Source organism: Paenibacillus sp. HB172176, from assembly GCF_011947265.1.
In the GTDB taxonomy this organism is placed as follows: domain Bacteria; phylum Bacillota; class Bacilli; order Paenibacillales; family Paenibacillaceae; genus Pristimantibacillus.
In genome coordinates, this window is sequence record NZ_JAATHD010000017.1 from 35,270 (window position 1) to 57,042 (window position 21,773).

At 51.6% G+C, this 21,773-nt stretch carries 21 protein-coding genes; 7 read left to right on the forward strand and 14 right to left on the reverse strand.

The window, feature by feature from the left end; translation table 11 throughout:
- Positions 1–31: 31 nt before the first annotated feature.
- Positions 32–466, reverse strand: coding sequence for a MerR family transcriptional regulator (locus HFP08_RS19850; RefSeq protein ID WP_168122350.1), 435 nt, complete (start codon positions 464–466; stop codon positions 32–34).
- A 42-nt stretch (positions 467–508) separates the two neighbouring features.
- A complete protein-coding gene (locus tag HFP08_RS19855) occupies positions 509–925 on the reverse strand; it encodes a VOC family protein (protein WP_168122351.1) in 417 nt (138 codons plus the stop codon).
- A 191-nt stretch (positions 926–1,116) separates the two neighbouring features.
- On the opposite strand from HFP08_RS19855, the gene HFP08_RS19860 reads away from it, so the two are divergent.
- The 4 genes from HFP08_RS19860 to HFP08_RS19875 all read left to right on the forward strand — a co-directional run bounded on the left by HFP08_RS19860 (position 1,117) and on the right by HFP08_RS19875 (position 6,357).
- Positions 1,117–2,589 (forward strand): potassium/proton antiporter, encoded by a 1,473-nt coding sequence (locus HFP08_RS19860; RefSeq protein WP_168122352.1) that lies wholly within the window; start codon positions 1,117–1,119, stop codon positions 2,587–2,589.
- Positions 2,590–2,799: 210 nt separating this feature from the next.
- Complete coding sequence (bglB, locus tag HFP08_RS19865; RefSeq protein WP_168122353.1) at positions 2,800–3,894, forward strand: beta-galactosidase BglB; 1,095 nt, start codon at positions 2,800–2,802, stop codon at positions 3,892–3,894.
- 2 nt (positions 3,895–3,896) lie between these two features.
- On the forward strand, positions 3,897–4,961 hold the full coding sequence (locus tag HFP08_RS19870) for a Gfo/Idh/MocA family protein (RefSeq protein ID WP_168122354.1): 1,065 nt from the start codon (positions 3,897–3,899) through the stop codon (positions 4,959–4,961).
- Positions 4,962–5,352: 391 nt separating this feature from the next.
- Positions 5,353–6,357 (forward strand): SGNH/GDSL hydrolase family protein, encoded by a 1,005-nt coding sequence (locus tag HFP08_RS19875; protein ID WP_168122355.1) that lies wholly within the window; start codon positions 5,353–5,355, stop codon positions 6,355–6,357.
- A gap of 71 nt (positions 6,358–6,428) precedes the next feature.
- Here HFP08_RS19875 and HFP08_RS19880 read toward each other — a convergent pair whose 3' ends face one another.
- Positions 6,429–6,857, reverse strand: coding sequence for a hypothetical protein (locus HFP08_RS19880; RefSeq protein ID WP_168122356.1), 429 nt, complete (start codon positions 6,855–6,857; stop codon positions 6,429–6,431).
- A gap of 261 nt (positions 6,858–7,118) precedes the next feature.
- Here HFP08_RS19880 and HFP08_RS19885 point away from each other — a divergent pair, with 261 nt between their 5' ends.
- Positions 7,119–7,643: a hypothetical protein gene (locus HFP08_RS19885; protein ID WP_168122357.1), complete on the forward strand. Its 525-nt coding sequence runs from the start codon at positions 7,119–7,121 to the stop codon at positions 7,641–7,643.
- Between the two features lie 84 nt (positions 7,644–7,727).
- On the opposite strand, the gene HFP08_RS19890 is transcribed toward HFP08_RS19885, so the two are convergent.
- From HFP08_RS19890 to HFP08_RS19940, 11 genes are all read right to left on the reverse strand, one after another.
- Positions 7,728–8,441, reverse strand: a complete 714-nt coding sequence (locus HFP08_RS19890; protein WP_168122358.1) for a DUF3891 family protein — start codon at positions 8,439–8,441, stop codon at positions 7,728–7,730.
- Between the two features lie 28 nt (positions 8,442–8,469).
- Entirely contained in the window at positions 8,470–9,162 is a 693-nt protein-coding gene (locus tag HFP08_RS19895; RefSeq protein WP_168122359.1) for an HAD family hydrolase, read from the reverse strand.
- A 344-nt stretch (positions 9,163–9,506) separates the two neighbouring features.
- Positions 9,507–9,935 (reverse strand): GNAT family N-acetyltransferase, encoded by a 429-nt coding sequence (locus HFP08_RS19900; protein WP_168122360.1) that lies wholly within the window; start codon positions 9,933–9,935, stop codon positions 9,507–9,509.
- 19 nt (positions 9,936–9,954) lie between these two features.
- Positions 9,955–10,455 (reverse strand): P-loop nucleotide/nucleoside kinase family protein, encoded by a 501-nt coding sequence (locus tag HFP08_RS19905; protein ID WP_168122424.1) that lies wholly within the window; start codon positions 10,453–10,455, stop codon positions 9,955–9,957.
- 47 nt (positions 10,456–10,502) lie between these two features.
- On the reverse strand, positions 10,503–10,847 hold the full coding sequence (locus tag HFP08_RS19910; RefSeq protein WP_168122361.1) for a hypothetical protein: 345 nt from the start codon (positions 10,845–10,847) through the stop codon (positions 10,503–10,505).
- A gap of 24 nt (positions 10,848–10,871) precedes the next feature.
- Positions 10,872–11,381 (reverse strand): GNAT family N-acetyltransferase, encoded by a 510-nt coding sequence (locus HFP08_RS19915; RefSeq protein ID WP_168122362.1) that lies wholly within the window; start codon positions 11,379–11,381, stop codon positions 10,872–10,874.
- Positions 11,382–11,425: 44 nt separating this feature from the next.
- Positions 11,426–12,361, reverse strand: a complete 936-nt coding sequence (locus tag HFP08_RS19920) for an acetamidase/formamidase family protein (RefSeq protein ID WP_168122363.1) — start codon at positions 12,359–12,361, stop codon at positions 11,426–11,428.
- Between the two features lie 915 nt (positions 12,362–13,276).
- Positions 13,277–14,773, reverse strand: a complete 1,497-nt coding sequence (glpK, locus tag HFP08_RS19925; RefSeq protein WP_168122364.1) for a glycerol kinase GlpK — start codon at positions 14,771–14,773, stop codon at positions 13,277–13,279.
- Positions 14,770–15,717: a transketolase family protein gene (locus HFP08_RS19930; protein ID WP_168122365.1), complete on the reverse strand. Its 948-nt coding sequence runs from the start codon at positions 15,715–15,717 to the stop codon at positions 14,770–14,772. Before HFP08_RS19930 ends, glpK begins: the two co-directional genes overlap by 4 nt.
- A complete protein-coding gene (locus HFP08_RS19935) occupies positions 15,710–16,564 on the reverse strand; it encodes a transketolase (RefSeq protein ID WP_168122366.1) in 855 nt (284 codons plus the stop codon). Before HFP08_RS19935 ends, HFP08_RS19930 begins: the two co-directional genes overlap by 8 nt.
- Before the next feature lie 13 nt (positions 16,565–16,577).
- Positions 16,578–18,011 carry an L-fucose/L-arabinose isomerase family protein gene (locus tag HFP08_RS19940; RefSeq protein WP_168122367.1) on the reverse strand — a complete coding sequence of 478 codons (1,434 nt, stop codon included), beginning with the start codon at positions 18,009–18,011 and terminating at the stop codon, positions 16,578–16,580.
- 264 nt (positions 18,012–18,275) lie between these two features.
- On the opposite strand from HFP08_RS19940, the gene HFP08_RS19945 reads away from it, so the two are divergent.
- Both HFP08_RS19945 and HFP08_RS19950 read left to right on the forward strand, forming a co-directional pair.
- Positions 18,276–19,310: a LacI family DNA-binding transcriptional regulator gene (locus HFP08_RS19945; protein WP_168122368.1), complete on the forward strand. Its 1,035-nt coding sequence runs from the start codon at positions 18,276–18,278 to the stop codon at positions 19,308–19,310.
- Between the two features lie 638 nt (positions 19,311–19,948).
- A complete protein-coding gene (locus HFP08_RS19950; RefSeq protein ID WP_168122369.1) occupies positions 19,949–21,700 on the forward strand; it encodes a sensor histidine kinase in 1,752 nt (583 codons plus the stop codon).
- Positions 21,701–21,773 lie beyond the last annotated feature (73 nt).

Sequence of the window (21,773 nt, forward strand, 5' to 3'; positions counted from 1 at the left end):
CGAGAAAACCAAGTGGAACTACAGGAGCTGATCAGTTGTTTCCGGCGTGCGCGCTTTCGGAGCCGCAGCCTGCCTGATTCAAATCCGGATTGGCTGCAATCTCGTCATAATTGTCAATTTTGTATGCTAGGATTCGCTGTGTCTCCTGCAACTGCTCAATCTGCTTCTGAATATGGTTCTTATGCTCCTTCAGAATAGACTTTCGCTGGGGGATCGAAGCATTTCCCTCCTCATAGAGACTGCGGAAGTGCTTCATCTCTTCCAGCGTCATTCCGGTCGATCTAAGCCGCGTCAAGAAGATCATGCCCGCCAATTGCTCTCTGCTGTATGTTCGATGTCCGTTTGCCTTGCGGTCGGCATAGGGCAGCAAGCCGATCTTCTCGTAATAGCGAATCGTGTCCTGGGAAAGCCCCGTGAATTCAGCCGCCTGTTTAATCGAGCTTGCGGTTTCAGGAATGATCGTCACTTTGCCGCACCTCCCTTTTACGACCATTCTACCACATCTGTCTCAGCCATTGACTCCGCTGGAATTCTTGCACTTCAATGCGGGCTGATACAATTCCAGACGCTCTCCGTCAGGTCCCGCGAAGAAGGTGAAGCGGGTTCCATCGCCTGTGGTGATAATGCGTTCATTCAGAAAGGCGGCGCCCAGCGCCGTGATGCGAGCGGCCTCCTTCTCGATATCGTCCACCGCGAACGCGATATGATTCACGACTCCCTCGCTCGCCGGCTCTGCATTCGAGCGTTCCACGAACTCAATAATCGATGCCTCGTCATCGGGGAATCCGAGAAATCCGAGCCTCACATTCGGACCAGGCTGTCGGAGCTCCTTCAACTCCAACCCCAGTGTTTTTTCATAAAACGCCGCGCTCTCCTCGATACTCTTCACTACAACGCCGACATGCTCCAGCTTCTTAATCGTCATGGTGTTGTCCCTCCAAATGGTAAAATAAACTCCTTGAGCCCATGCTACAACTTGGAGCGCACTCCAAGTCAAGGGTTGAATGCATAAAATTCTTGAAACCTTTTGGGCAATAAAACGTATACGGAAGAAACTTTGACGAAAAAGCTGTTTAGCAGGCGGCATATGCTATGGGCAAGCGAGGAGGAAGTGAATTGGATTTTACAGTAGACAGCTCCATCTTGCTATTCTCTACCCTGTTAATTATCGGTGTAATCACGACGAAGTTCTCCTCTCGATTGGGCGTGCCCTCCCTGGTGTTCTTTATTGCCGTCGGTATGGTGTTAAGCAGGTTTATTTATTTCGACAGCGCTTATCTGACGCAGCTCTTCGGAGTGCTTGCGTTAATTGTCATCTTGTTCGAAGGCGGCCTTCAGACCAAATGGTCGAATGTGAGGAAGGTTATAGCGCCTTCCGCGACGCTGGCGACCGTTGGCGTGTTTCTCACCACGGTTATCATAGGCGCGTTTGCCAAGTATATATTGGATTTAACCTGGCTGGAGGGCATGCTGTTCGGCGCGATTGTCGGTTCCACCGATGCGGCTGCAATATTCGCCGTGCTGGGGAACAAGAATATTCGGCCAAAACTCACGGCAACGCTGGAAGCCGAATCGGGAACGAATGATCCGATGGCGATCTTTCTCACCATATCCCTGATTGAATTGATTCAAAATCCCGATGCAAGCTTTTTGACGCTGATTTTGGGTTTTGTATGGCAAATGGGTCTTGGACTCGTTATGGGCCTTCTCCTCGGCAAGCTCTCGGTCTGGGTTATTAACAAGATTAACCTGGATTCTTCCGGGCTGTATCCCGTGCTTTCCATGGCGCTTGCCATATTGACGTACAGCGGCACGGCGATGCTTCATGGAAGCGGGCTGCTGGCTGTGTATGTGATGGCGGTTCTGGTCGGGAACTCGGATCTGACGTATCGGCATTCCATATTTCGTTTCAATGAAGGCTTTGCCTGGATGATGCAGATTTCGATGTTTATTCTGCTCGGATTATTGGTGTTCCCGGATCAATTGTTAACGGTGATTTGGCAGGGCTTGGGGTTGTCGGTGCTGCTTATGTTCGTAGCTCGGCCCATTGGCGTGCTTGCAAGCCTGATCTTCATGAAGTTCAATGTGAAGGAAATGACCTTTCTGTCCTGGGCCGGATTGCGGGGAGCCGTGCCGATTGTGCTCGCCACCTACCCCATGATAGCGGGAATCGAGCATAGCCAGCGGATATTCAATGTCGTCTTCTTCGTCGTCCTGACCTCCGCGTTAATTCAAGGCTCTACCATTTCCTATCTGGCGGGCAAGCTGGGCTTGTTGGGCGGGAAGAAGGCCGCAGTGCCGCATACGCTCGAGCTTGTTTCCATCGGGAAGACGCATTCGGAGATTATTGAGATCGATGTAGAGGAGCAGTCCTCGGTTGAGGGCAAGGAGATCAGGAATGCCAATCTTCCGGAGGAAGCCCTGGTAACCGCTATTGTTCGCAATGAGAAGATTATTACGCCCAAAGGCCGAACGCGGATTCAGTCGGACGACATCTTGTATGTTCTGTTGCCGAAAGCCTTGAGGGAGCAAGTGAAGGGAATGTTCGTGAGGAAAGAGGGAACAGAAAAAGGAGAGGGAAACGAGTAGCCTCTTCTATACGCCTCCATAAGAAAACAGCGATAGCCTGGAACGCTCATTTCGCGTTCTGGAGCGGTCGCTGTTTTCTTATGGAGGCTGAAAAAACCAATTGACAAGGGTTTTACGGGCAGTTCCGCAATAAATGTGGACGCTAAATTATTGTTTATATACACGGAATGCGGATTTATGGTCTTATGGAAGGGAATGAGGAGGGGAATTATGCAGGGACAAAGGCGGAAGCAGAGAAAGACGGAGTTGATCGACAGAGTCATCGAGCAGTTGATGAACATGAAGGGCAGTCTCGCGGAGACGGCTCCGATCGGCATCATCGATATGAAGAACTGGGAATGGCCGCAGGGCGTGGCTTTGTTCGCGCTCTATCAGTATTACAAGGAGACGGGAAGAGAAGAACTGCTGAATTACTTGTACGGATGGTTCGATTCCCATATCGAAAGCGGAGATATTCCGGCGAAAAATGTGAATACGATGTGCCCGCTATTGACGCTGAGCTACCTCTACGAGGAGACGGGCAAGGAAGCTTACGGAGCGCTTTGCCAGGAATGGGCGGAGTACGCGATGCACGAGATGCCGCGGGCAGGCGAAGGCGCGCTGCAGCATATCGTGTCGGGCGAGGAGAACGCGGGACAGATTTGGGATGATACCCTGTACATGACGGTGTTGTTCCTGACGCGCATGAGCGTCATTCGGAAGGATGACAGCTTTCTTCAGGAGAGCGTACATCAATTTCTCGTTCATTTGAAATATTTGACCGATCCCGTTACCGGCTTGTTCTTCCACGGCTGGACCTTCTTAGGGCGCCACCACTTCGCGGGAGCGCTGTGGGGGCGCGGCAATTCCTGGTATACGGCCGGTCTGGTCGATTACCTGGACATGGCGCCGGTGCAGGAGGGCGTGAAGCGGCATCTGCTGGCTTCGCTGCTGACGCAGGTGGAGAAGCTGGCGGAGCTGCAAGGGGAAGACGGCATGTGGCATACCTTGCTGACGGATGCGGACTCCTACAAGGAAACATCGGCTACGGCCGCTTTTGCCTATGGCATTTTGAAGGCGGTTCGCAAGGGCTATCTGGACGAAGGATTTGCTGCCGCGGGCTGGAAGGCTTATGACGCCGTATGCGCGCAAATTGACGAAGAAGGAATTGTGCAGAATGTGTCCTACGGAACCGGAATGGGCGCATCGCTGCAGTATTATAAAGATATACCCATTTGTCCCATGCCCTACGGCCAGTCGATGGCGCTGCTGATGCTGGTAGAGGCGCTAAAGCATGATGGACAATACAGAGGAGGAGAAAGATAGAGATGATTGTAAAGTTGAAAATCGGCATTGTAGGTACGGGAGGTATTTTTCGCGGAGCGCATGCGCCTCTGCTGGCGAATCATCCGGAGATAGAAATCGTCGCAGCCTGCGATAGTGATGAGGCCAAAGCAAAGAAGATCGCGGAGCAATTCAGCATTCCGAATGTGTATACGGATTACAAGGAGCTGCTGCGAAAGCATCCCGAGCTGGACTTCATCGATATCTGCACGCCGAATTTGTATCATTCCGAGATAGCGGTAGCCGCGCTCGAAGCGGGCATGCATGTATTCTGCGAGAAACCGGATGCAATCAATCCCGTGGAGGCTGAGAAAATGGCCGCGGCGGCCGAAAAATCCGGCAAGCTGCTCATGACCATGCGCAATAACCGCTTTCGTCCGGCGGTGCAATTCCTGAAGCAATATGTAGAAGGCGGGCATGCCGGGGAAATCTACACCGGTCGTTGCGGCTGGGTGCGCCGGCGCGGCATTCCGGGCAAGGGAGGCTGGTTCACGACGAAGGAACTGTCCGGCGGCGGGCCGCTTATCGATCTCGGTGTTCACTTCATCGACGTGGCGATCTGGCTGATGGGCAACCCGCGTCCTGTGTCCGTTGTGGGCGCTGCCTACACGAAGTTTGCCGAGAGCTCCATCAGCGATTCCGTACACAGCGGCTTCGGCGAGAAGAAGGATGAAGGAACCTTCGATGTGGAGGATCTCGCGACCGGCTTCATCCGTTTCGACAACGGAGCTACGCTTCAGGTCGAGTTCAGTTGGGCCTCGAATGTTGAGACAGAGACGAATTTCGTTGAGCTGCGGGGCACGAAGGCGGGCTTCTCCTTCGACAAGGGCGAGCTGAAGCTGTTTTCGGAAATCGAAGGCACGCTTTGCGATATTGTGCCGAAGCTGAAGAAGGACCATCATGGGCATTCGGACTATCTGCAGCATTTCATCGATTGTGTGCAGGGACGGGATATGCCGATCATGCAGCCAATCGACGGCGTGCATATGATCAAGCTGCTGTCCGCGCTGTACGAGTCGGCGCGTACGGGCGATGAAGTGAAGCTGTAACGGCAGCGGCGTTTAGAGGAGGCGGCGGCAGCCTGAACTTTAATGAAGTTCGGGGCTGCCGCTGTTTGTTTGGGTGCGAAATGACGTTGTAAGCAGATCCGATGCTTGGCGCGCCGGATGCGAATGGTGCTCGAGGCTCAGGTAGCGTGCGAGTGAGGCTCGAATGGGGTGCGAACAACGACCAAAGCTTCTTTTGCTTGTGAAGCTGATTTCTAAAGAAGAAGGAGAACGTTAAAGTTCATACGATGCACGAATTGAAATTTTAACGAAGAATGATAGCTTTATTTATCACCAACATCCTGTGATACATCACATATTCCCGCAAACCTTTGTGCTAATGTGTAGGTATTCTGCTATGGGCGGAGGAAGAAACTCGAAACGAGGGATCAAGATGATAAGAGATGGCATTTACTTTCATAATGTGACGGAGTTGGAGAGCTTTCCCTATGTGGAGGGCTTGTTCCTGCGCAGATATCCGAGGGAGATCAGACATATACTCGATGGTCACGGGCGAGTGGTATCCGAGGAAGCGACCGGCTGCGAGCTGCGGTTCGTCACGAGCTCGAAGCAGATCAGAATTACGCTGGGCATACCGGAGAAGGATAGCGCGATACGCATCTACAAAGGCGGCATGTTTCATTCCGAGCATCGTTTCGCTGCAGGAAGCCGCCGAACGTTGCTCCTTGAAGAGCCTGCGGCGAAATTCGGCATGGTTAATCGAAAGCATCTGCTGCAGTCGGGCTTTGCTCCAGAGGTATGGCGGGTCTGCTTCGGGCGCTCCGTCGGCATCTTCTACGATCTGAATACATTCGGGCATGAGGTGAGGCCTCCTCGCAAGGAGGAGATGCCCCGACTAAGATGGCTGGCGTACGGCTCCTCCATTACGCACGGTCCCGACAATGCTTCGCTGTCCTATGTGAGCCAGGCAGCTCGCAGGCTGAAGGTGGATGTTCTAAATGCTGGCCTCAGCGGTTCCTGCTTATTCGAGCGGGAGACGGCAGAATTCTTGGCAAACCGCGACGACTGGGATTTCGCCAGCTTCGAGCTTGGCATCAACATGCGGGACGATCGGCCTGAGGATGTATTCCGGTCACGGTCGCGCTACCTTCTCGAGCAAGTCATTGCGCGTCATCCCGACAAGCATCTCTTCCTTATTACAATCTATCCGAACTTCGCCACCTTCGCGGATACGAATGCCACGCGAATGGATCGGCGCTTCAATGAAATACTGCGTTCCCATGCTGAGGAGCTGAATCATCCGAATCTTCATCTGATCGAAGGTGACACAGTGATGACGGATATGAGCGCCATGACCTGCGATCTCGTGCATCCGAGCGAATACGGGCATATGGTGATGGGCGAGAATCTCGCGAAGCAAATGGGGCCTTATTTGTAGAGAGGCGGATCATTCTTTTGGAAGCGGGCTTCACAGCCGCAGGCCTCTTCTTTTCTCCGTTTCCATTTTTGTCATGGCAAATGCAAGGTTATTCCTGAATCAAATTTCGAAATAACCCATTCCTTGTTTATCTGTTTTAATTTAATCTTATCCGTCACAGCTTCATTGCTTCCAACATCGACTTTTACAAACGCATACCTGCTGTTTTTTCCGGACCAGAACACTGTACTTATTTTTATTCGCTTTATTTCGCCATACCAGTTTCGATCCATAATTAGAAGGTTTGCAATTCTTCCCTGCTTTTCACTTTCTGACAGATCTGATCTAAACTTCACATCAAAAAAGGTGTAGGCGTTCGCGTAATCCCTGGCGATGAAACCATCGTAAAATAAATGCAAGGTTGTCTCCACGTCTTTCTTCTTGTGCAGACAAAGAAAAAGATATGCCGTTGAAAAAAGAATTAGAAATACCATAACTGCTATTGTGAATTTCTTCATCACGTTCAGAGTGCCTCCGTCCATCATCGACTTTTCCTGGTATAGGGCTAATTCTCGAAGCGGTATTCTACCGTGGCTGTGCCCGCAAATATTCGATTTCTACTTAGACGCACTTTCAAACCTAAAGGTTTCAATAGACGCCAATGCGGTCAACCGATTTTGGTAGCAGGTTCTGCTATTTTTAGTTGGAAGGCATGTCCGAGTGCAACCTTTCTCCTCGATAAGAAGTCTTAGAAGGAAACGGAAATGAGGAGGCGCGGTTTCATGATGAGTAAACTGGCGGGAGTCGGGTTGACGTTGTTTATTCTTGCGATGCTTGTTGGAAGCATGCCCCGAGCGGGCTCTATTGTTGCCGCGGACGCAGAAATGCTGAAGGCGGGCATGAATCAATTGAAGCCGCCAACGCTTCAAGTCACTGCCCTGGGCGATACCATTGCAGCGTCGATGGGCTCCTACCACTGGCAGAGCGGGAATGTTGGAGTCTTTGCGGATGCCGCGTCAGCGCCTCCATCAAATAATCCGAACAATAAGCCTGTTGTTGCTGCAATTGGCGATACCGTTGAGCTTGTCTTCACAACCGCTCCGAAAGCCGGGTCTGTCGTAGTTGTGCTCTGGGATACCGGGCCGTCGAAAGAAAATAAGCTCATTCCTATGGAGGACAACCGATTTCGGATAGCCGATATGGAGGGGACGCAGTACTATCTCGTTAAAGCGAATTGGCCGCAGGGAACCATAACCTATTCGTTCGCGGTTCAGGCTTCAGAGAAAGGAGCCGCGAAGGTGGAATAAGGCTGTGCTTTCGGAATAGTGGAAGGGCAGAATGACACGGTCTATGGAACAAAATGAATCTGTTGTTCAAGCGTCTCGGCTTCCCTATAAGCTTCCGCGATACCTAAATGCTGTCGGGACTCTTTCGACACATGCTTGCTCTTCAAGCTCACCGTGAACGCTTCTCGGAACGGAAAGGGCTTCATTCGTATTTCCCCGGAATGAACCCATGTGGCGGAGAAAGCCTCCATGAAGTCTGGTCTCGAAGCCATCCCTATACCAAGGATGCTCCTCGTCCTTGCCAGCACCTGGCTCATTCATACAGACGTAGAGAGATATTTCATCGCATAGCTGCAGCAGACGAAGATGCTGTGCGATGACAGGGGAAGCTGGGCTTAGTCGCAGTTGCTGGGTGATTCGGTTCTGCCTCTCTTCTTCATGCTGGATATAGGCTATGCAATCGGGATGACTAGAGGCCCGAATAGCCTTAAATGAGGCATAGTGCAGACTGCAGATAAGCGCAGCATAGGCATTCCTGTCCTCAACCTCATCAATGCCTCTCGTATACATGGGAAGCTTCGGATAGAGCGGATAATCCATGAAAGAGTATGGAGCTTTGATACGATCATACCACACTGGGGTCTCATCCAAGCTAATCCAGCCCCGGTCATGCTCCCGAATAGCGAGCAATACAGCCTCCAAGAGGTGGGGGTCGATCCATAATTCGGATTTGAAATGGGCGGCAATCTCTCCCGAGAAGCAAGCATGCTCATGCTGCGTCGTCATGACGAACTCCGTTTTCGTTTCACGTACAATCATCGCGTTCTCTCCTTTCTAATGATTCACATTATGTCATCGCATCCCCTATTATCAGCGAGTACACCTCATGCAAATTTCTACAAATAAAGTCCGGAACAATACCCTCCGGCAAAGATTTATTCGATCGATTCAGCCAAACGGTGCGAATGCCCAAACCTTGGGCCCCTCCAACATCACTGACTGCGGAATCTCCAATATGTATCACTTCACTGGCTTGCAAGTTATATCGCGTCAATGCTTCTACGAACAATTCAGGTCTTGGCTTATACGACCGCACATCTTCGCTGGTTAGAATGCCGGCTGCCTGAATGCCGTGATAGGCAATGGCTGCTCGGATATCGGCGGTGTCAATATTGGATAGGATGTATACCGGTATGCCATCGAGAGTTTGAAGAAACTGCAAAGTGTCTTCGTATATGCCAGGCCTGACCCAATGCTCGAATTGAAGCGAAATCAGCTCTTCAACCGTACAACTGGAGTCGAAATGGGCTAAAGTCTCTGCCAAGGACTGGATCCCAATCTCTCTTTGCGACAAGAATTTGTCTCCGTAGCTGCTTCTGAATCTATCGGAAAAGGCTTTCCACCAGTAGCTGCCAATTTCTTTGGCGCTGCACGCAGTAGCTGCCTTTGCTCTAATTTGCTCGTAGATGACCGGAAGAATATCATCATCTTCATGCACCAGCGTTCCGTAAAAATCGAGAAATAAGGCTTTGCATTTCACGCAATCAGCTCCATTCTGCTTCCTTAATGCTTATGATGAAATTCATCTTCATGCCGCAGCTTAGCTTCCTCCATTGCTTCTCGATTTCGAAGAGACAAAGCAGTTAAAGACCCGAGTACCCAGCAAATAAACACAATCGAAAATCCATCACTTAAATCATAATGATTATGGGATATCATATAAATGAAGCTGCTTACTAGCACAATTACTTGCATGAGTTCCAGAGCTTTTCTGCACAGAATCGGAATTCCAAATGCGGCGCATACCATGAATAGCAACAGTAGAATGCTTAGAATTATAAGACCTCCCTGAGTCACTGTTTTTCGTCTTTATCGCAATGTATGTTACTGGACTTTGCTTTCGTGAATAACACCGAACATTCCCGTCATTCCATCATGATTATGAAAGCCAAATGGTTGATAGAATGATTCTTTGCCTTTCGTCGCAAATAAGCCTATAAATGATTTTTCCGGGGCGTGTTCAGTCAAATAAGTGGTGATTACGTCCATGATCATACGTCCGACACCTTTATTCTGATGCTCAGGAAGAACGGCGATGTCTTGAATATAAAAATACATCTTCCCGTCACCTACGATTCTTCCCATGCCGATCGTATCATCTTGAAGTTGAATAACAACGCCAAACAATGACTGGCGTAGAGAATCTTCTGCAACACTGAAATTCATAAAGTTAGTCCAGCCGACTGCATGACAAAGCTCCTTATATTCCTCAATTGTTGGCATTCTTAAGTGAATGCGATATTCATTGCTCATTATAATCCCCCCATAGAGATCATCTCCTAAGTTTTAGCTGCTTGTATAATGAATTCAAGCTCTCTTTCACAGTTTGGCGGGCTGTGTCGATGACGATTCGCTCGCGGTCCCAACGCTCATACTTTCGATTTCTTACCTGATCCCATGTTGGAAGGACAAAGCCAGGAATATCGGCAGCGCGACTTTCCACTCGATGTCTGTGTTCTTGCTCGTCGGAGCATATCACTTCAATTTCTACAAATGAGGCCTCGATAGAAATTGCCGCATTACGCCAGGCTTGGCGCGTGATGTGAATGGGATTGACTGTATCTGCTATCACATCTAGGCCTAATTGGAGATTCTGCGATGCAACGGCATAGCACACCATGTAGCCTTCAGGCCCTTCGATACTCGTTCCAGCCTCTCGCATCGCCTGCTCCACAACATCAACCCTGAGATAGACAGCCCTTAGTTGTCTAGCTAAAGCTGACGATAATGTAGTCTTCCCGCTGCCGGGCAAGCCGCTAAAGATATAGAGCAATTTTAACACCTCCGTCCTCATAAGGCCCTTTAGATCATTTCAATCATTCAATCGATGATTCTCCACCAAAAGCCATCCTCCATGCGAAAGAGAAGTCCCAATATGCCAAAGGTTCTGAAGGTGGTTTCTTCTCCGTTTTTAAAGGCATAATCTTTCTCGTAAGTGGCGTATATGGCTGCATTTTGAAAATGAGCAGATTTAGATATGATTTTTTCTCCATCTTTGTAGCAGATGTTGCCCAGTTCAAAATCCGGCTCGCAGACAATTCCGTTTTTCTTCATCATCCATTGATGGATGGTATCGTAGCTGGGCGTCGTTTTCACCATGCCGAATAAGAAAACGATCAGCCCGATTACGATTAATCGCACACCTCTATTCTTCTCCGTTTGCATAATCGCTCCCTTCGATTTGCCTGATCAGATTTCTTTGTAATACAGAGTCGTGCCGTCCAGCTTCCCGCTGGATGATAGAGCGTAACTTGGAATACTGCCGACTTTCACATAACTCAACGACTGATATAAGCGGTTGGAGGGATCGCCCGAGCGAGTGTCCAGAACCAATAAGCTTCGTCCATTGATTTTAGCCAATTCCTCTATGGCCGCCATTAAGCCTTTTGCTATTCCCAGTCTGCGGAACAACGAATGTACCATTAATTTGCATACCTCCGCTCGATGGGCGCCATTCGGCTTCATAGCCATTTGCAATTGTACGCTTCCAACAATTAGATCATTCTTCTGCGCGATTAACAATATAACTCCTGGTTCGAGAGCTTTATTCCAATATGCCTTTGCCTCCTCTCTGGACAAGGGCCATAAGAAGCCTACTGAAGCGCCGTCTTCAACCGCGTCAATCAACAAATCGCTTAATTGCTCAAGAGTCTGTGGTTCAATCCTATTCAATTGGTGAAAGGAAATGTCTTCAGGCATGTATTTTGGTCCTCTCTGCTCATATTTTGCTGTAAGAGTGGCGTTCACTTCAAAATGCCGTGGGGCAGACAGGCGTGCACTCCTTTTACCCCATTTACAATTTGAGTTATGCGCAAATCGACAACTGAGCTTCCTAATGCCATAGCCTCGACGCGAGTTAAACCATATAATTCGCCCATCAAAGCAAGCATGCCATCTAAAGCTTGAACCGTTGCTTCATTAAGATCTTCATGAAATCCAAAGGTAATCCACCCTGCGGGTGTATGGGCTCGAGGGTTCGACAATTGTATCTTTTCAATTAAGTTTATCGTTATATCGACAACTTCCATTGGACATTCAATGGCTTGGCAACTAATCTCTCCGTCGCCTTGCAGGGCATGACCATCACCTATAGCGAGGTAGGCCCCATCGACGGGAATAGGAAGATACAATTTACTGCCTTTCACAAGCTCTTTGCAATCAATATTTCCGCCACAATAACGCGGAGGCCAAGTAGAGTGGATGCCCACATCATCCGGGGGCATTCCGATAACGCCCATGAAAGGTCGCAACGAAACAGAGAAGGGGTTGCCGCCTATTTCACATACTCCCGCCATGGACTTATTATCAAGTTTCCAGTCCAGAATAATCTCCTTATATTCGGTTAAGTGCAGCTTCTGATTTTGCCAATTCGGATATTGACCAGCAGCAGTAAAGCCATATTGCCCAGGGATTATATCATTAAAAGTGATCTCTAAAGTCGTTCCTTTCTTAGCACCTTCGATATAAATAGGCCCTATCAGAGCGTGACCTCCATCTAACTTCTCTCTTCTTGAGAACGGCTTCACTCTTTCATTGTTGCTTCTTCCAGTGCCCCAACCAGCATCTAATGTTTCAAAACGTATGGAATCACCAGGCGAAACGGAAAGGATAGGAGTTACTTCCTTGGTAAGTGAACCTATAAGTGATTCTTGGGAAAATTCAATTTTATGTAGAGCCATAGCATCGCCTCCTGAGGATTTAATAATTGCAAAAAGTATCCGTGCAAGGTTGTCCGGCTGATTATAGTTCCTTGCTACTGAAACCTCCTTGAATCTAACAATTGGTTACTCCACAGGTGCCTGATAAAAGAGATTTGGAATAATAAAGAACTATTAAAATGAAAGTAAGTATTACAATTAGGAATACGATTAATGTTATTACAAAATTCCTTCTGACTTTTCTTTTCTGGATTTGTATTTTGGATACTTCTTTTTGATTCCAGATATCGTTCATAAAATAGGATGACCTCCTATTCAATTCGCTGTCGATAATCAGCAAGAAGATGGAAACCAGAACGGGGAACGGGGGGAGTAAGAATGGACCTAACAGCAAGGTCATCATAAATGCTCTAAAGGTTTCGACATACGCTCTCCTCCACGAAATATCGTAACATAATTGGAAAAAGAAGTTAACCGAATTACTGCTTCCAAAACCACATTTGTTTATAGAGTAATCCCATGAATTTCGTCTGATGTTTTTCGTCTGTTGTTTGGTGAAGGGGGAGTGTGTAGAGCTCGAGGTTAGGTATGTATGTTGAACTGGAAATAGTCCAGTAGATTTGACCACATTTCCGTTTTTCGCGCATTAAAGTGGAATTACTCCAGTATAAATACTGCTGGCTTGAGAATTTCGGCTATATTGTCGATTTAAGCAGGAGAAATTCCAGCTTAACGGTTAAATTGTAGCTGATGGGAGAAATATGAGGGAGAAATTCCTGTATAACGATTCGACAAAGCAGCCCCCGGCTCGTCGTTTCGACGGAACGGGGGTTGCTGCATGAGGTAAGTCGACTGCAGTGTGCGGAGTGAGTAGAGGGTGCGCAGGGAGCAGATGATGAGTGGAATGGATGGACGAGTGGGCGCAGCAGAGGGGGATCAAGCTTGACTCTTGATCACAGCCCTCACCGCATGCTTCCAACCGGCATAGTGCCGCGCACGTTCGTCGGGATGCATGTCGGGGGCGAAGGCTGCGCCCTGTACGGCGACGAGGCGCAGCTCCTCCAGCGAGGACCAGAGGCCGACGGCGAGCCCGCCCATATAGGCGGAGCCCAGGGCGGATAACTCGGCCGCGCCTGCACGAATGACGTTAATGGCCAATAGATCCGCTTGAAATTGCATCAAAATATCGTTAGAAGAGGCGCCGCCGTCCACGCGCAGCTCTCCGAGCGCAATGCCTGTCGCTTCTTGCAGCATATCGACCGCATCCTTCACCTGATAAGCGATGCTTTCCACGGCCGCTCTCGCAAGATGAGCCTTGCCCGTGCCGCGATTCATGCCGATGATCGCCGCGCGGGCGTTCGGCTGCCAATACGGCGCGCCAAGTCCGACGAACGCCGGTACGAGATACACGCCTTCATTGTCCGGGGCTTGCAGCAGAAGCGCGTCGAGCTCATCGAACGAGTCGAACAAGCCAATGTCGTCGCGTATCCACTTGATGCTGTCTCCCGAGGTTCGGATGATGGCTTCAGCCGCATAGGTAACGGTCCCGCCTTGTCCCCATGCAATGGCTTGGACAAGCTCTTTGCTCGCGGCTGCCGGCTTTGCCCCGGTGTTCATAAGCACGGAGGTTCCGGTGCCGTAGGTCGCCTTCGCCATTCCTTCCTCCAGGCAGAGATGGCCGAACAAAGCGGCCTGAGAATCTCCGATAACGCCGGCTATGGGAATGCCGTCGGCAAGAGGAGCGGCTCCCCGCGTATAGCCATACACCGCATCAGACGGCCTCGCCTCGGGAAGCAGCTCGCGCGGCACGCCGAATAGCCCGCAAAGCTCGTCATCCCATTGCAAGGTATGGATGTTGTACAGCGAGGTGCGGCTGGCGTTCGTATAATCGGTCGCGTGAACGGCGCCGCCCGTCAGCTTCCACAGCAGCCAGCTGTCGATCGTGCCGGCCAGCAGCTCGCCCCTTGCCAGCTTTTGCCTGGCGCATGGAGCATGGTCAAGCAGCCAGCGCCATTTGGAGGCGGAGAAGTAAGGATCGAGAAGCAGACCCGAACGGGCCCTAACCGTCGGCTCATGGCCGGCTTGCTTCAACTGCTCGCAGGCTTCACTGGTTCGCTGACATTGCCATACAATGGCCGGGGCGAGGGGCTCGCCCGTTGTTCGGTCCCAGACCAGGGCGGTTTCCCGCTGGTTCGTTAAGGTAATCGCGGAGAGCTGCTCCGACCCGATTCCCGCTTTGTCAACGGCCTCTCCGGCACATTCCAGCACATTTCGATAAATCTCGACGGCATCATGCTCCACCCAGCCGGGAGAAGGATAGTATTGCTTGTGCGCCATGGCGCTGGAGGACAGGATGCGCCCGCCGCCCGTAATGACAAGCGCCTTGGTTCCGGAGGTGCTCTGGTCGATCGTTAACAGCCAGCTCTCCTTCATGCGTCGCAACGCTCCATCAATTCGAATGCGGATTGACGCAGCCCCTGTGCGCTGATTCCGTAATGCTGGAATACCTCCGCCGTTTTCCCCGCGATGGCCGGTTCATCGGGAATGCCGATAATTCGCATGGGAACCGGGGCGTGCTGCCCGACCAGCTCTGCGACAGCCGCTCCGAGTCCGCCGTGAATGCTGTGCTCCTCGACGGTAATGATGCGTCCCGTCTCGCGGGCGGCGCTCAACACGGCCTCGCGATCCAGCGGCTTGATCGTATGCATGTTGAGCACGCGGCAGGAGATGCCTTCCGCGCGCAGAACGATTTCGGCGTCGAGCGCAACTCTTACGGTCTCTCCGGAGGCGATGATCGTCAGGTCGGAGCCGTCACGCAGCATTACCGCCTTGCCAAGCTCGAATTCGTAGTCGTCGGATGGATAGACATCCTCGACCGCATTGCGGCCGATGCGAATATAGGCGCCGCCTTCATAATGGACGAGCGCTTCCGTCATCCGCCGGGTCTCATGCCGATCAGCCGGCATAAGCACGGCAATACCGGGAATGGCGCGCATGACGGCCAGATCCTGTACGGAATGATGCGACATGCCAAGCGCGCCGTAGCTGATGCCGCCGCTGATGCCGACCAGCTTCACGTTGGTAGCGGAATATGCGACGTCGACCTTGATCTGCTCGATGCTTCGCATGCTGAGGAAGCAGGCGGGCGAAGCGACGAACGGCTTCTTGCCGCTATGGGCAAGTCCGGCGGCGATGCCGACAATGTTCTGCTCGGCGATCCCGACTTCGATGAATTGCTCGGGATAAGCGCTTGCGAACGGAGCCATGGCTGCGGAGCCGCGGGAATCGCTCGCAAGCACCATGACGGACCGATCCTCCTTGGCGATGTCGAGCAACGTCTCGCAAATAACCTGACGATTGGCAATGGTATTAGCCATGCTGATGTACAGCTCCTTCCTCCGTTAGTCTAGCCAGCTCGGCGGACAATTCGGTCAGCGCCTGCTCCAACTCGGCATCGCTTGGCACATGATGATGCCACTTCGCGACGTTCTCGGCGAAGGAGACGCCCTTGCCCTTTATCGTATTGGCAAGGATTAACGTCGGCTTGCCCGGCCGGGTCGGAGCGGCCTCGAATGCTTCGACGAGCGCTTCCATATCGTTGCCGTCCAGCGAGACGACGTTCCAGCCGAAGGCCGCCCACTTCTCGTCGAGCGGGTCGAGTCCCATGACCTCCTCCGTCGTGCCGCTGATTTGCAGACGATTGCGGTCAATGATTCCGATGAGATTGTCGAGCTTGTAATGAGCGCCGGCCATGGCCGCCTCCCATACGGAGCCCTCGGCCTGCTCGCCATCGCCCATCAGGCAATAGACGCGATAAGGCTTGTTGTCCTTCTTGGCCGCTATCGCCATGCCAACCGATACGGCGAGCCCGTGTCCGAGCGCGCCCGTATTCATCTCAATGCCCGGCACCTTGTTGTTCGGATGGCCGATCAATCTTGTGCCGAATTGACTGAAGGTGGCCAGCTCTTCCCGGGGGAAGAAGCCCAGATCGGCAAGTATGCACCACAGCGATTCGACGGCATGGCCTTTGCTGGCGACGAAGCGGTCCCTGTCGGGATCCTTCGGAGCACCCGAATCAATGTTCATGACGCGATAATACAGGGCGGTCAGAATATCGGCATTGCTGAGGGAGCCGCCGGTATGTCCGCCCTGCGCGCGGTGAATCATGCGAAGCAGATCCATCCGGATTTGGACGGCTTTCGATTTCAATTGATGAATATCCATGCTTCTCCTCCTCTTACAGCCCTTTGCCGCGAAGCCAGGCCTGGATTTCCTGCTCCGTCGGGTCGACGGGATCCGGCGTCAGGCCGGGAATGTACTGACAAGCTTCATATAATGCCGGGATGGCGTTGGCGTGAATGCCGACGGCATGGTGCACATAAGGTCCTTTCACGAGCTTCTCCTCCCACAGCGGCCAATCGTTCACTTCCACCCACACATACGAGCCGCGCGTGTAAGGACCCTGGATGCCCCGGGCCTTGCCCAGGAACAGGCTGTACTCGCCGTGATCGCCGTCGAACCGGGCCAGCGTCATGTCGCCGCCGCGGATCTCCCCCTCATGGGTGCCGGGCGAATGATCGTCGAACAGGAAATGCTTGCGAAGCTTTGGCTTGTTCTCCACGGACAAGGAAACCGGGAAGTTGCCGCAATGGAACAGGAGCTCGCCGTTCTCATTGTCCGGATGGCGAATCGTCAGGTCGGCGAAAAAGGTTGGATGCTGATTCATCGTTGCCGCTTGCGTCATAATCGACGTGATGGCTCCATGAATGTCCGTCTCGCAAGTGACAGGAATCTGCTCATCGGTAAGGATGGCGTTGGCCAGACAGGGCATGATCCCCATGGCATCCTGCAAGGACGACCAGCACTGAATCGCGATCGCCGTGCTTCCCGTCTGCGCCGCGTATTGCTTCATCGCAACCTTGAGCGCCGCGATGCGTCGGACATCTGCCTCCGTTACCTCCGACCAGTCGAGCTTCGCTTTGATATGATCCATGGCCGCGGCGAGCTCGGAGCCGTTGCCGCTTTCGATTCGCTTGGAGGCGCGCTGAATGTCGACGATTGAGATGGGATGGAGCTCGATGCCGAATCTCTCCAGCAGCTCGCCTTCATTGCACATCATCGTCCAGAAGGAAGCGGGCCGCGGACCGATCTGCAGAATGCGCAGACCGCGGAACTGCCGAACGACGTTGGCCGCGGCGATGAAATTGGTGAATCCGCGCTCGAATACGGGGGCGTCGACCCGGCTGTTGGTCACGTAGGTGAACGGCACATTGAAGCGGCGCAGCACCTTGCCCGTCGCGAACAGCCCACACTGCGTATCACGCAGCCGCATGCCGTCCTCCAGAGGAGCCTCGTCGCGCGGACCCCAGAGCAGCACCGGCTTTCCCAGCGCTTTGCCGACTCGAGCCACCGTATCCTCGGTGCCGAAGTTGCAGTGGGGGAAGAATACGGCGTCCACCTTCTCCCGGCGGAATCGTTCAATAATGGCGTCTGCTCCGATATGATCGTCATACAGCAAGCCCTCATCGTTAACGCCTTCAAGATCCGCGATCTCGATATCGAGTCCGAAGCTCTCCATTTTTTCGCGAATCATCACTTTGTAGCGATAAGCATCCTCCGCGCTGAAGACGAAGCGCCGCGTAGGCGCGTAGCCGAGTTTCAATTTTGACATTGGATATGCCTCCTTGTTTGAATTTGTTTAGTTAAGTTTAGTTTAGTTAAAATAGAATATAAGGAATGCCTGTTTAGTGAAGGTTAAGATTGGAATTACCATATCATGCGAAATTAATCGGAGTCAATACTAATTTATATAAAATTAACTAAACTATAGATATATTAAACTAAACATTTTAGTTAAAACTTAAGAGATTGATTGCATATTGTTAAGTTGCCTTGTACACTAGAGGTTAAGATCTTTACGTAAGGAGGCTTCTCGATGAAAATGGAAGACATCGCTCGACTCGCAGGCGTATCCAAAGCGGCGGTGTCGCTCGCGTTCAGCGGCAAGCCCGGCGTAGCGCCGGAGACGCGCGAACGCATTCTTCAAATCGCGCATGAGAACAATTACGAGCTCAAGTCTCGCAAGCATCAGGGGGATACAGCCTCCAGAGCGATTACCTTTCTGGTGTTCGCCAATTCCGGGCTTGTCGTGGATTCTTACTACCAGCAGCCATTCTTCCGCGAGCTGATTCACTACACGGAGGAGCGTTGCCGGATGCTGGGTTATTCGCTAATGTTCAGCACGATCTCCGTCGACAAGCTTGACGAAGGCGCGGCTTCCCTCATAGATGGAGGAAACAGTCAGGGCGTCATCTTGCTCGGGACCAATCTGGGGAGGGCCCAAATTTCACTTCTTGCAAGTAAGCTGACTTTGCCGATGGTCGTCATCGACAATTGCTACGAGACGCTTCCGATTCAATTTGTGGAGATTAACAATATGATGGGCGCGTACGACGCCGCTTCGCATCTCATCGAGCAGGGGCATCGCAGCATCGGCTATATCTCTTCCCGCGACCGCATTCATAACTTCGAGGAGCGGAGAAGAGGCTTTGCGTTTGCCGTTCAAGAGCATGGAGCCGAGCTTCATTCCGATTGTATCTTCGAGGTTGAGCCGACGGTACTTGTCGCCCAGGAGTCGCTGAAGCGCAAGCTGTCCGAGTACAGGGAGGAGGGGAAGAAGCTTCCAAGCGCTTTTTTCTGCGAATGCGATTATATGGCGATCAGCTTGATCAAGACGCTCGCAGAGATGGGCGTGCGCGTGCCGGAGGAAGTATCCGTTATTGGCTTCGACAATATATCGGAGGCGCGGATCGTAACGCCCGAGCTGACCACCGTGCATGTCGAGAAGGAAAGCATGGCCCGTCTCGCCGTCAACGCTCTCGTGCAGCAAATCGAAGGAGTCGAAGCTATCCGCAGTAAAATTTCAGTAGACACGCAGCTTGTGGTTCGAGCATCGACAAGCGCCGTCTGAGAGAGGGATTCCACGGGGATCCCTTTTTTTGTAGATGTAGAGTTTATAAAACTTTCGCTGGGAATGAATGCTTACGACTGTAACGGACATTTTCGAGTCCCGCTAGCTGGTTTTAAAGGTCATCCGCGACCGTTACGCGACGATATCAACGATTTTCAGAATGTAAGGGTCGCATTTGAGGCTGTCGATTAACTGTTGGCCAGGCTGAAATGCTGATTTTCAGCTCAGCAGACTCGGATGACGCTCCCACTGGCGCTCTAGCGCAGAATTTCAGCTCTGCAACTTCAAAAGCGGAACCGGCTGAGGTGTTCTACAAGTTGGTGATCCACAGTTAATCGGCAGCCTTGCATTTGACCGTTACGCTACTACACGCCTTGGTCAAATAGCCGTGCGCTCAACGGTTGGGCCCAGCGCATTCCTTAAAAATGTTCGCTGTTTTTTAAGTTTTCATCACTATTCATCCCAAGCGGGCGTCTATACAATATGGGTAGATGCTCCTGACCGCGGCTCGCGCAGGATAGAAAAGGAGGAGGAGATTCAGATTATGTTGTCGGCTGCTGCTGATTGCTCTTATACTTGTTGTAACTAATATGGAAGCGCTTCAAAAGAGCTGCCAGATACGAAGGAAGGCTGTTACAATGAAAAATTTGAGAATCGTGCAGAAGATGGCGCTGGGATACCTGCTGCTCGTGCTGTTGCCCGTTATTGTGTTCGGAGGGTATTTGTACAATCAATTCTATATGGATGTAATGTCCGAATATTCGGAAGGCAAACAGAAGCTGGTCGTTCAAGCGGGGGAAGGGTTTCGTTCGAATCTGAACAAATTGGAGTCGATTCATGCTCTATTTCAGAACAACCAGCAGTTGATTGATTATCTTAGCGGCTACTATGTCTCGGATGCGCAGCAGGTTTACAACTATCTTAAGGATATCAGGCCGCTATTCATGTACGCGCAATCGCGCGATAACGAGATTTCATCCATTAAGCTGTACAAAACGATGTCCGAGGTTCAGACGGTTCAGGGCGAGTTGGAGAATGTGGACCAGATGAACGAGAGGCCGCTGGATTTGCTAAGCACAGTGAACGTCGACGAGGGAATCTGGCTTCGCGGCAGAGGTGACGATACGACAAAGTTGCCGAGCCTCAGCTACTATCAGCGAATTTATAATAACAGCTATACGGAGCCGCTGGGTGTGCTGGAGATTAAGTCGAATGAATTGCTGCTGCGGAATTTTCTCAAAGCGGTCGATGTGAATCAGAATATGCAGGTTGCTATTGTGCAAGACGGCGCAAAGGTGTACCACAGCGATGGAATCGAGCTCGACGATGAACAGACCAATGAATTGCTGGCGATGGCCGATGCAAGCAATCGGGGCTACGCCTATTTGCGCAAGCAGAGAACGCTCGTCAATTCCATATCCGTGCCGGAGCTGACCACGACGTTCTACTTCTTCAGCCGAATGGACGAGGTATTCGTCGATATCAAGGTCAAGATTATCGTGCTCGGACTTACGTTGTTAGTCTCGCTCGCCGTATTGACAGGCATCTATTATGCGACGGCCACCTCGCTTGTCCGCAGGGTTCTTGGCTTGGCTAAGCATATGCGGCAGGTGGACGAAAGCAATCTGACCTATTACGCCGCGGGTGACTCCAATGATGAGATCGACTTTTTGACCCGATCCTATAATTCGCTTGTCCGCCGTATCGATGAATTGCTCGGCACCGTGCGCAAAACTGAGCTTATGAAGAAGGAGGCCGATTATCTGGTGCTGCAAGCGCAGATCAAGCCTCATTTTCTCTACAATACGCTTGAATCGATCCGCATGCTGGCGGAGCTGAACAACGATCAGGAAGTGGTGGGCGCGACGTATACGTTCGGCCGCTTGCTCCGCTACACGCTTAATTCCGGAGAGAACGAATCAGAGCTTAATCTGGAGCTTGATAATGTTCGGCATTATCTGGAGATGCATAAGCTGCGAATGCTGGATCGGCTTCGCTTCTCGATCGAGGTGTCGGCGAATATCGACGATATTCGCTGTCCGCGCTTTATTTTGCAGCCCATCGTGGAGAACTGCATTCAGCACGGCATCGGGCGCAGCCGCAAGCGGGGAGAGATCGATATCGCCGTTCGCAGAGAGAGGACGGAGCTTGTGATTACAATTAGGGACAACGGGCCGGGCATCCCGGAGGAACGGTTGAAGGTGCTTCGGGGCGTGCTCGACAATGAATTGGAACGGGAGACTCTGCAAACCGACAATTCCGGCTTCGGCTTGTACAATGTCAGCGAACGCATTCGCGCGTTCTATGGCGGACAGACCGCTTTGCTCATCGAAAGCAGGGAAGGCGAGGGCGCGACCTTCACCTTGAGGCTGACGGTACCGGAGAGATGACGACGATAGCGAGCAGCGGAGGATTGATCTGTTCTCGCAGCACCATATTACCTTATTGAGATAGGAGTGGGAA

Coding starts and splice junctions, on each gene's coding strand:
- HFP08_RS19885 (WP_168122357.1), top strand. CDS start 7,119: ATGATGAGTAAACTGGCGGGAGTCGGGTTGACGTTGTTTATTCTTGCG.
- HFP08_RS19945 (WP_168122368.1), top strand. CDS start 18,276: ATGAAAATGGAAGACATCGCTCGACTCGCAGGCGTATCCAAAGCGGCG.
- HFP08_RS19950 (WP_168122369.1), top strand. CDS start 19,949: ATGAAAAATTTGAGAATCGTGCAGAAGATGGCGCTGGGATACCTGCTG.
- HFP08_RS19900 (WP_168122360.1), bottom strand. CDS start 9,935: ATGAGCAATGAATATCGCATTCACTTAAGAATGCCAACAATTGAGGAA.
- HFP08_RS19930 (WP_168122365.1), bottom strand. CDS start 15,717: ATGGCTAATACCATTGCCAATCGTCAGGTTATTTGCGAGACGTTGCTC.
- HFP08_RS19910 (WP_168122361.1), bottom strand. CDS start 10,847: ATGCAAACGGAGAAGAATAGAGGTGTGCGATTAATCGTAATCGGGCTG.
- HFP08_RS19870 (WP_168122354.1), top strand. CDS start 3,897: ATGATTGTAAAGTTGAAAATCGGCATTGTAGGTACGGGAGGTATTTTT.
- HFP08_RS19940 (WP_168122367.1), bottom strand. CDS start 18,011: ATGTCAAAATTGAAACTCGGCTACGCGCCTACGCGGCGCTTCGTCTTC.
- HFP08_RS19935 (WP_168122366.1), bottom strand. CDS start 16,564: ATGGATATTCATCAATTGAAATCGAAAGCCGTCCAAATCCGGATGGAT.
- bglB (WP_168122353.1), top strand. CDS start 2,800: ATGCAGGGACAAAGGCGGAAGCAGAGAAAGACGGAGTTGATCGACAGA.
- HFP08_RS19920 (WP_168122363.1), bottom strand. CDS start 12,361: ATGGCTCTACATAAAATTGAATTTTCCCAAGAATCACTTATAGGTTCA.
- HFP08_RS19890 (WP_168122358.1), bottom strand. CDS start 8,441: ATGATTGTACGTGAAACGAAAACGGAGTTCGTCATGACGACGCAGCAT.
- glpK (WP_168122364.1), bottom strand. CDS start 14,773: ATGAAGGAGAGCTGGCTGTTAACGATCGACCAGAGCACCTCCGGAACC.
- HFP08_RS19855 (WP_168122351.1), bottom strand. CDS start 925: ATGACGATTAAGAAGCTGGAGCATGTCGGCGTTGTAGTGAAGAGTATC.
- HFP08_RS19875 (WP_168122355.1), top strand. CDS start 5,353: ATGATAAGAGATGGCATTTACTTTCATAATGTGACGGAGTTGGAGAGC.
- HFP08_RS19915 (WP_168122362.1), bottom strand. CDS start 11,381: ATGCCTGAAGACATTTCCTTTCACCAATTGAATAGGATTGAACCACAG.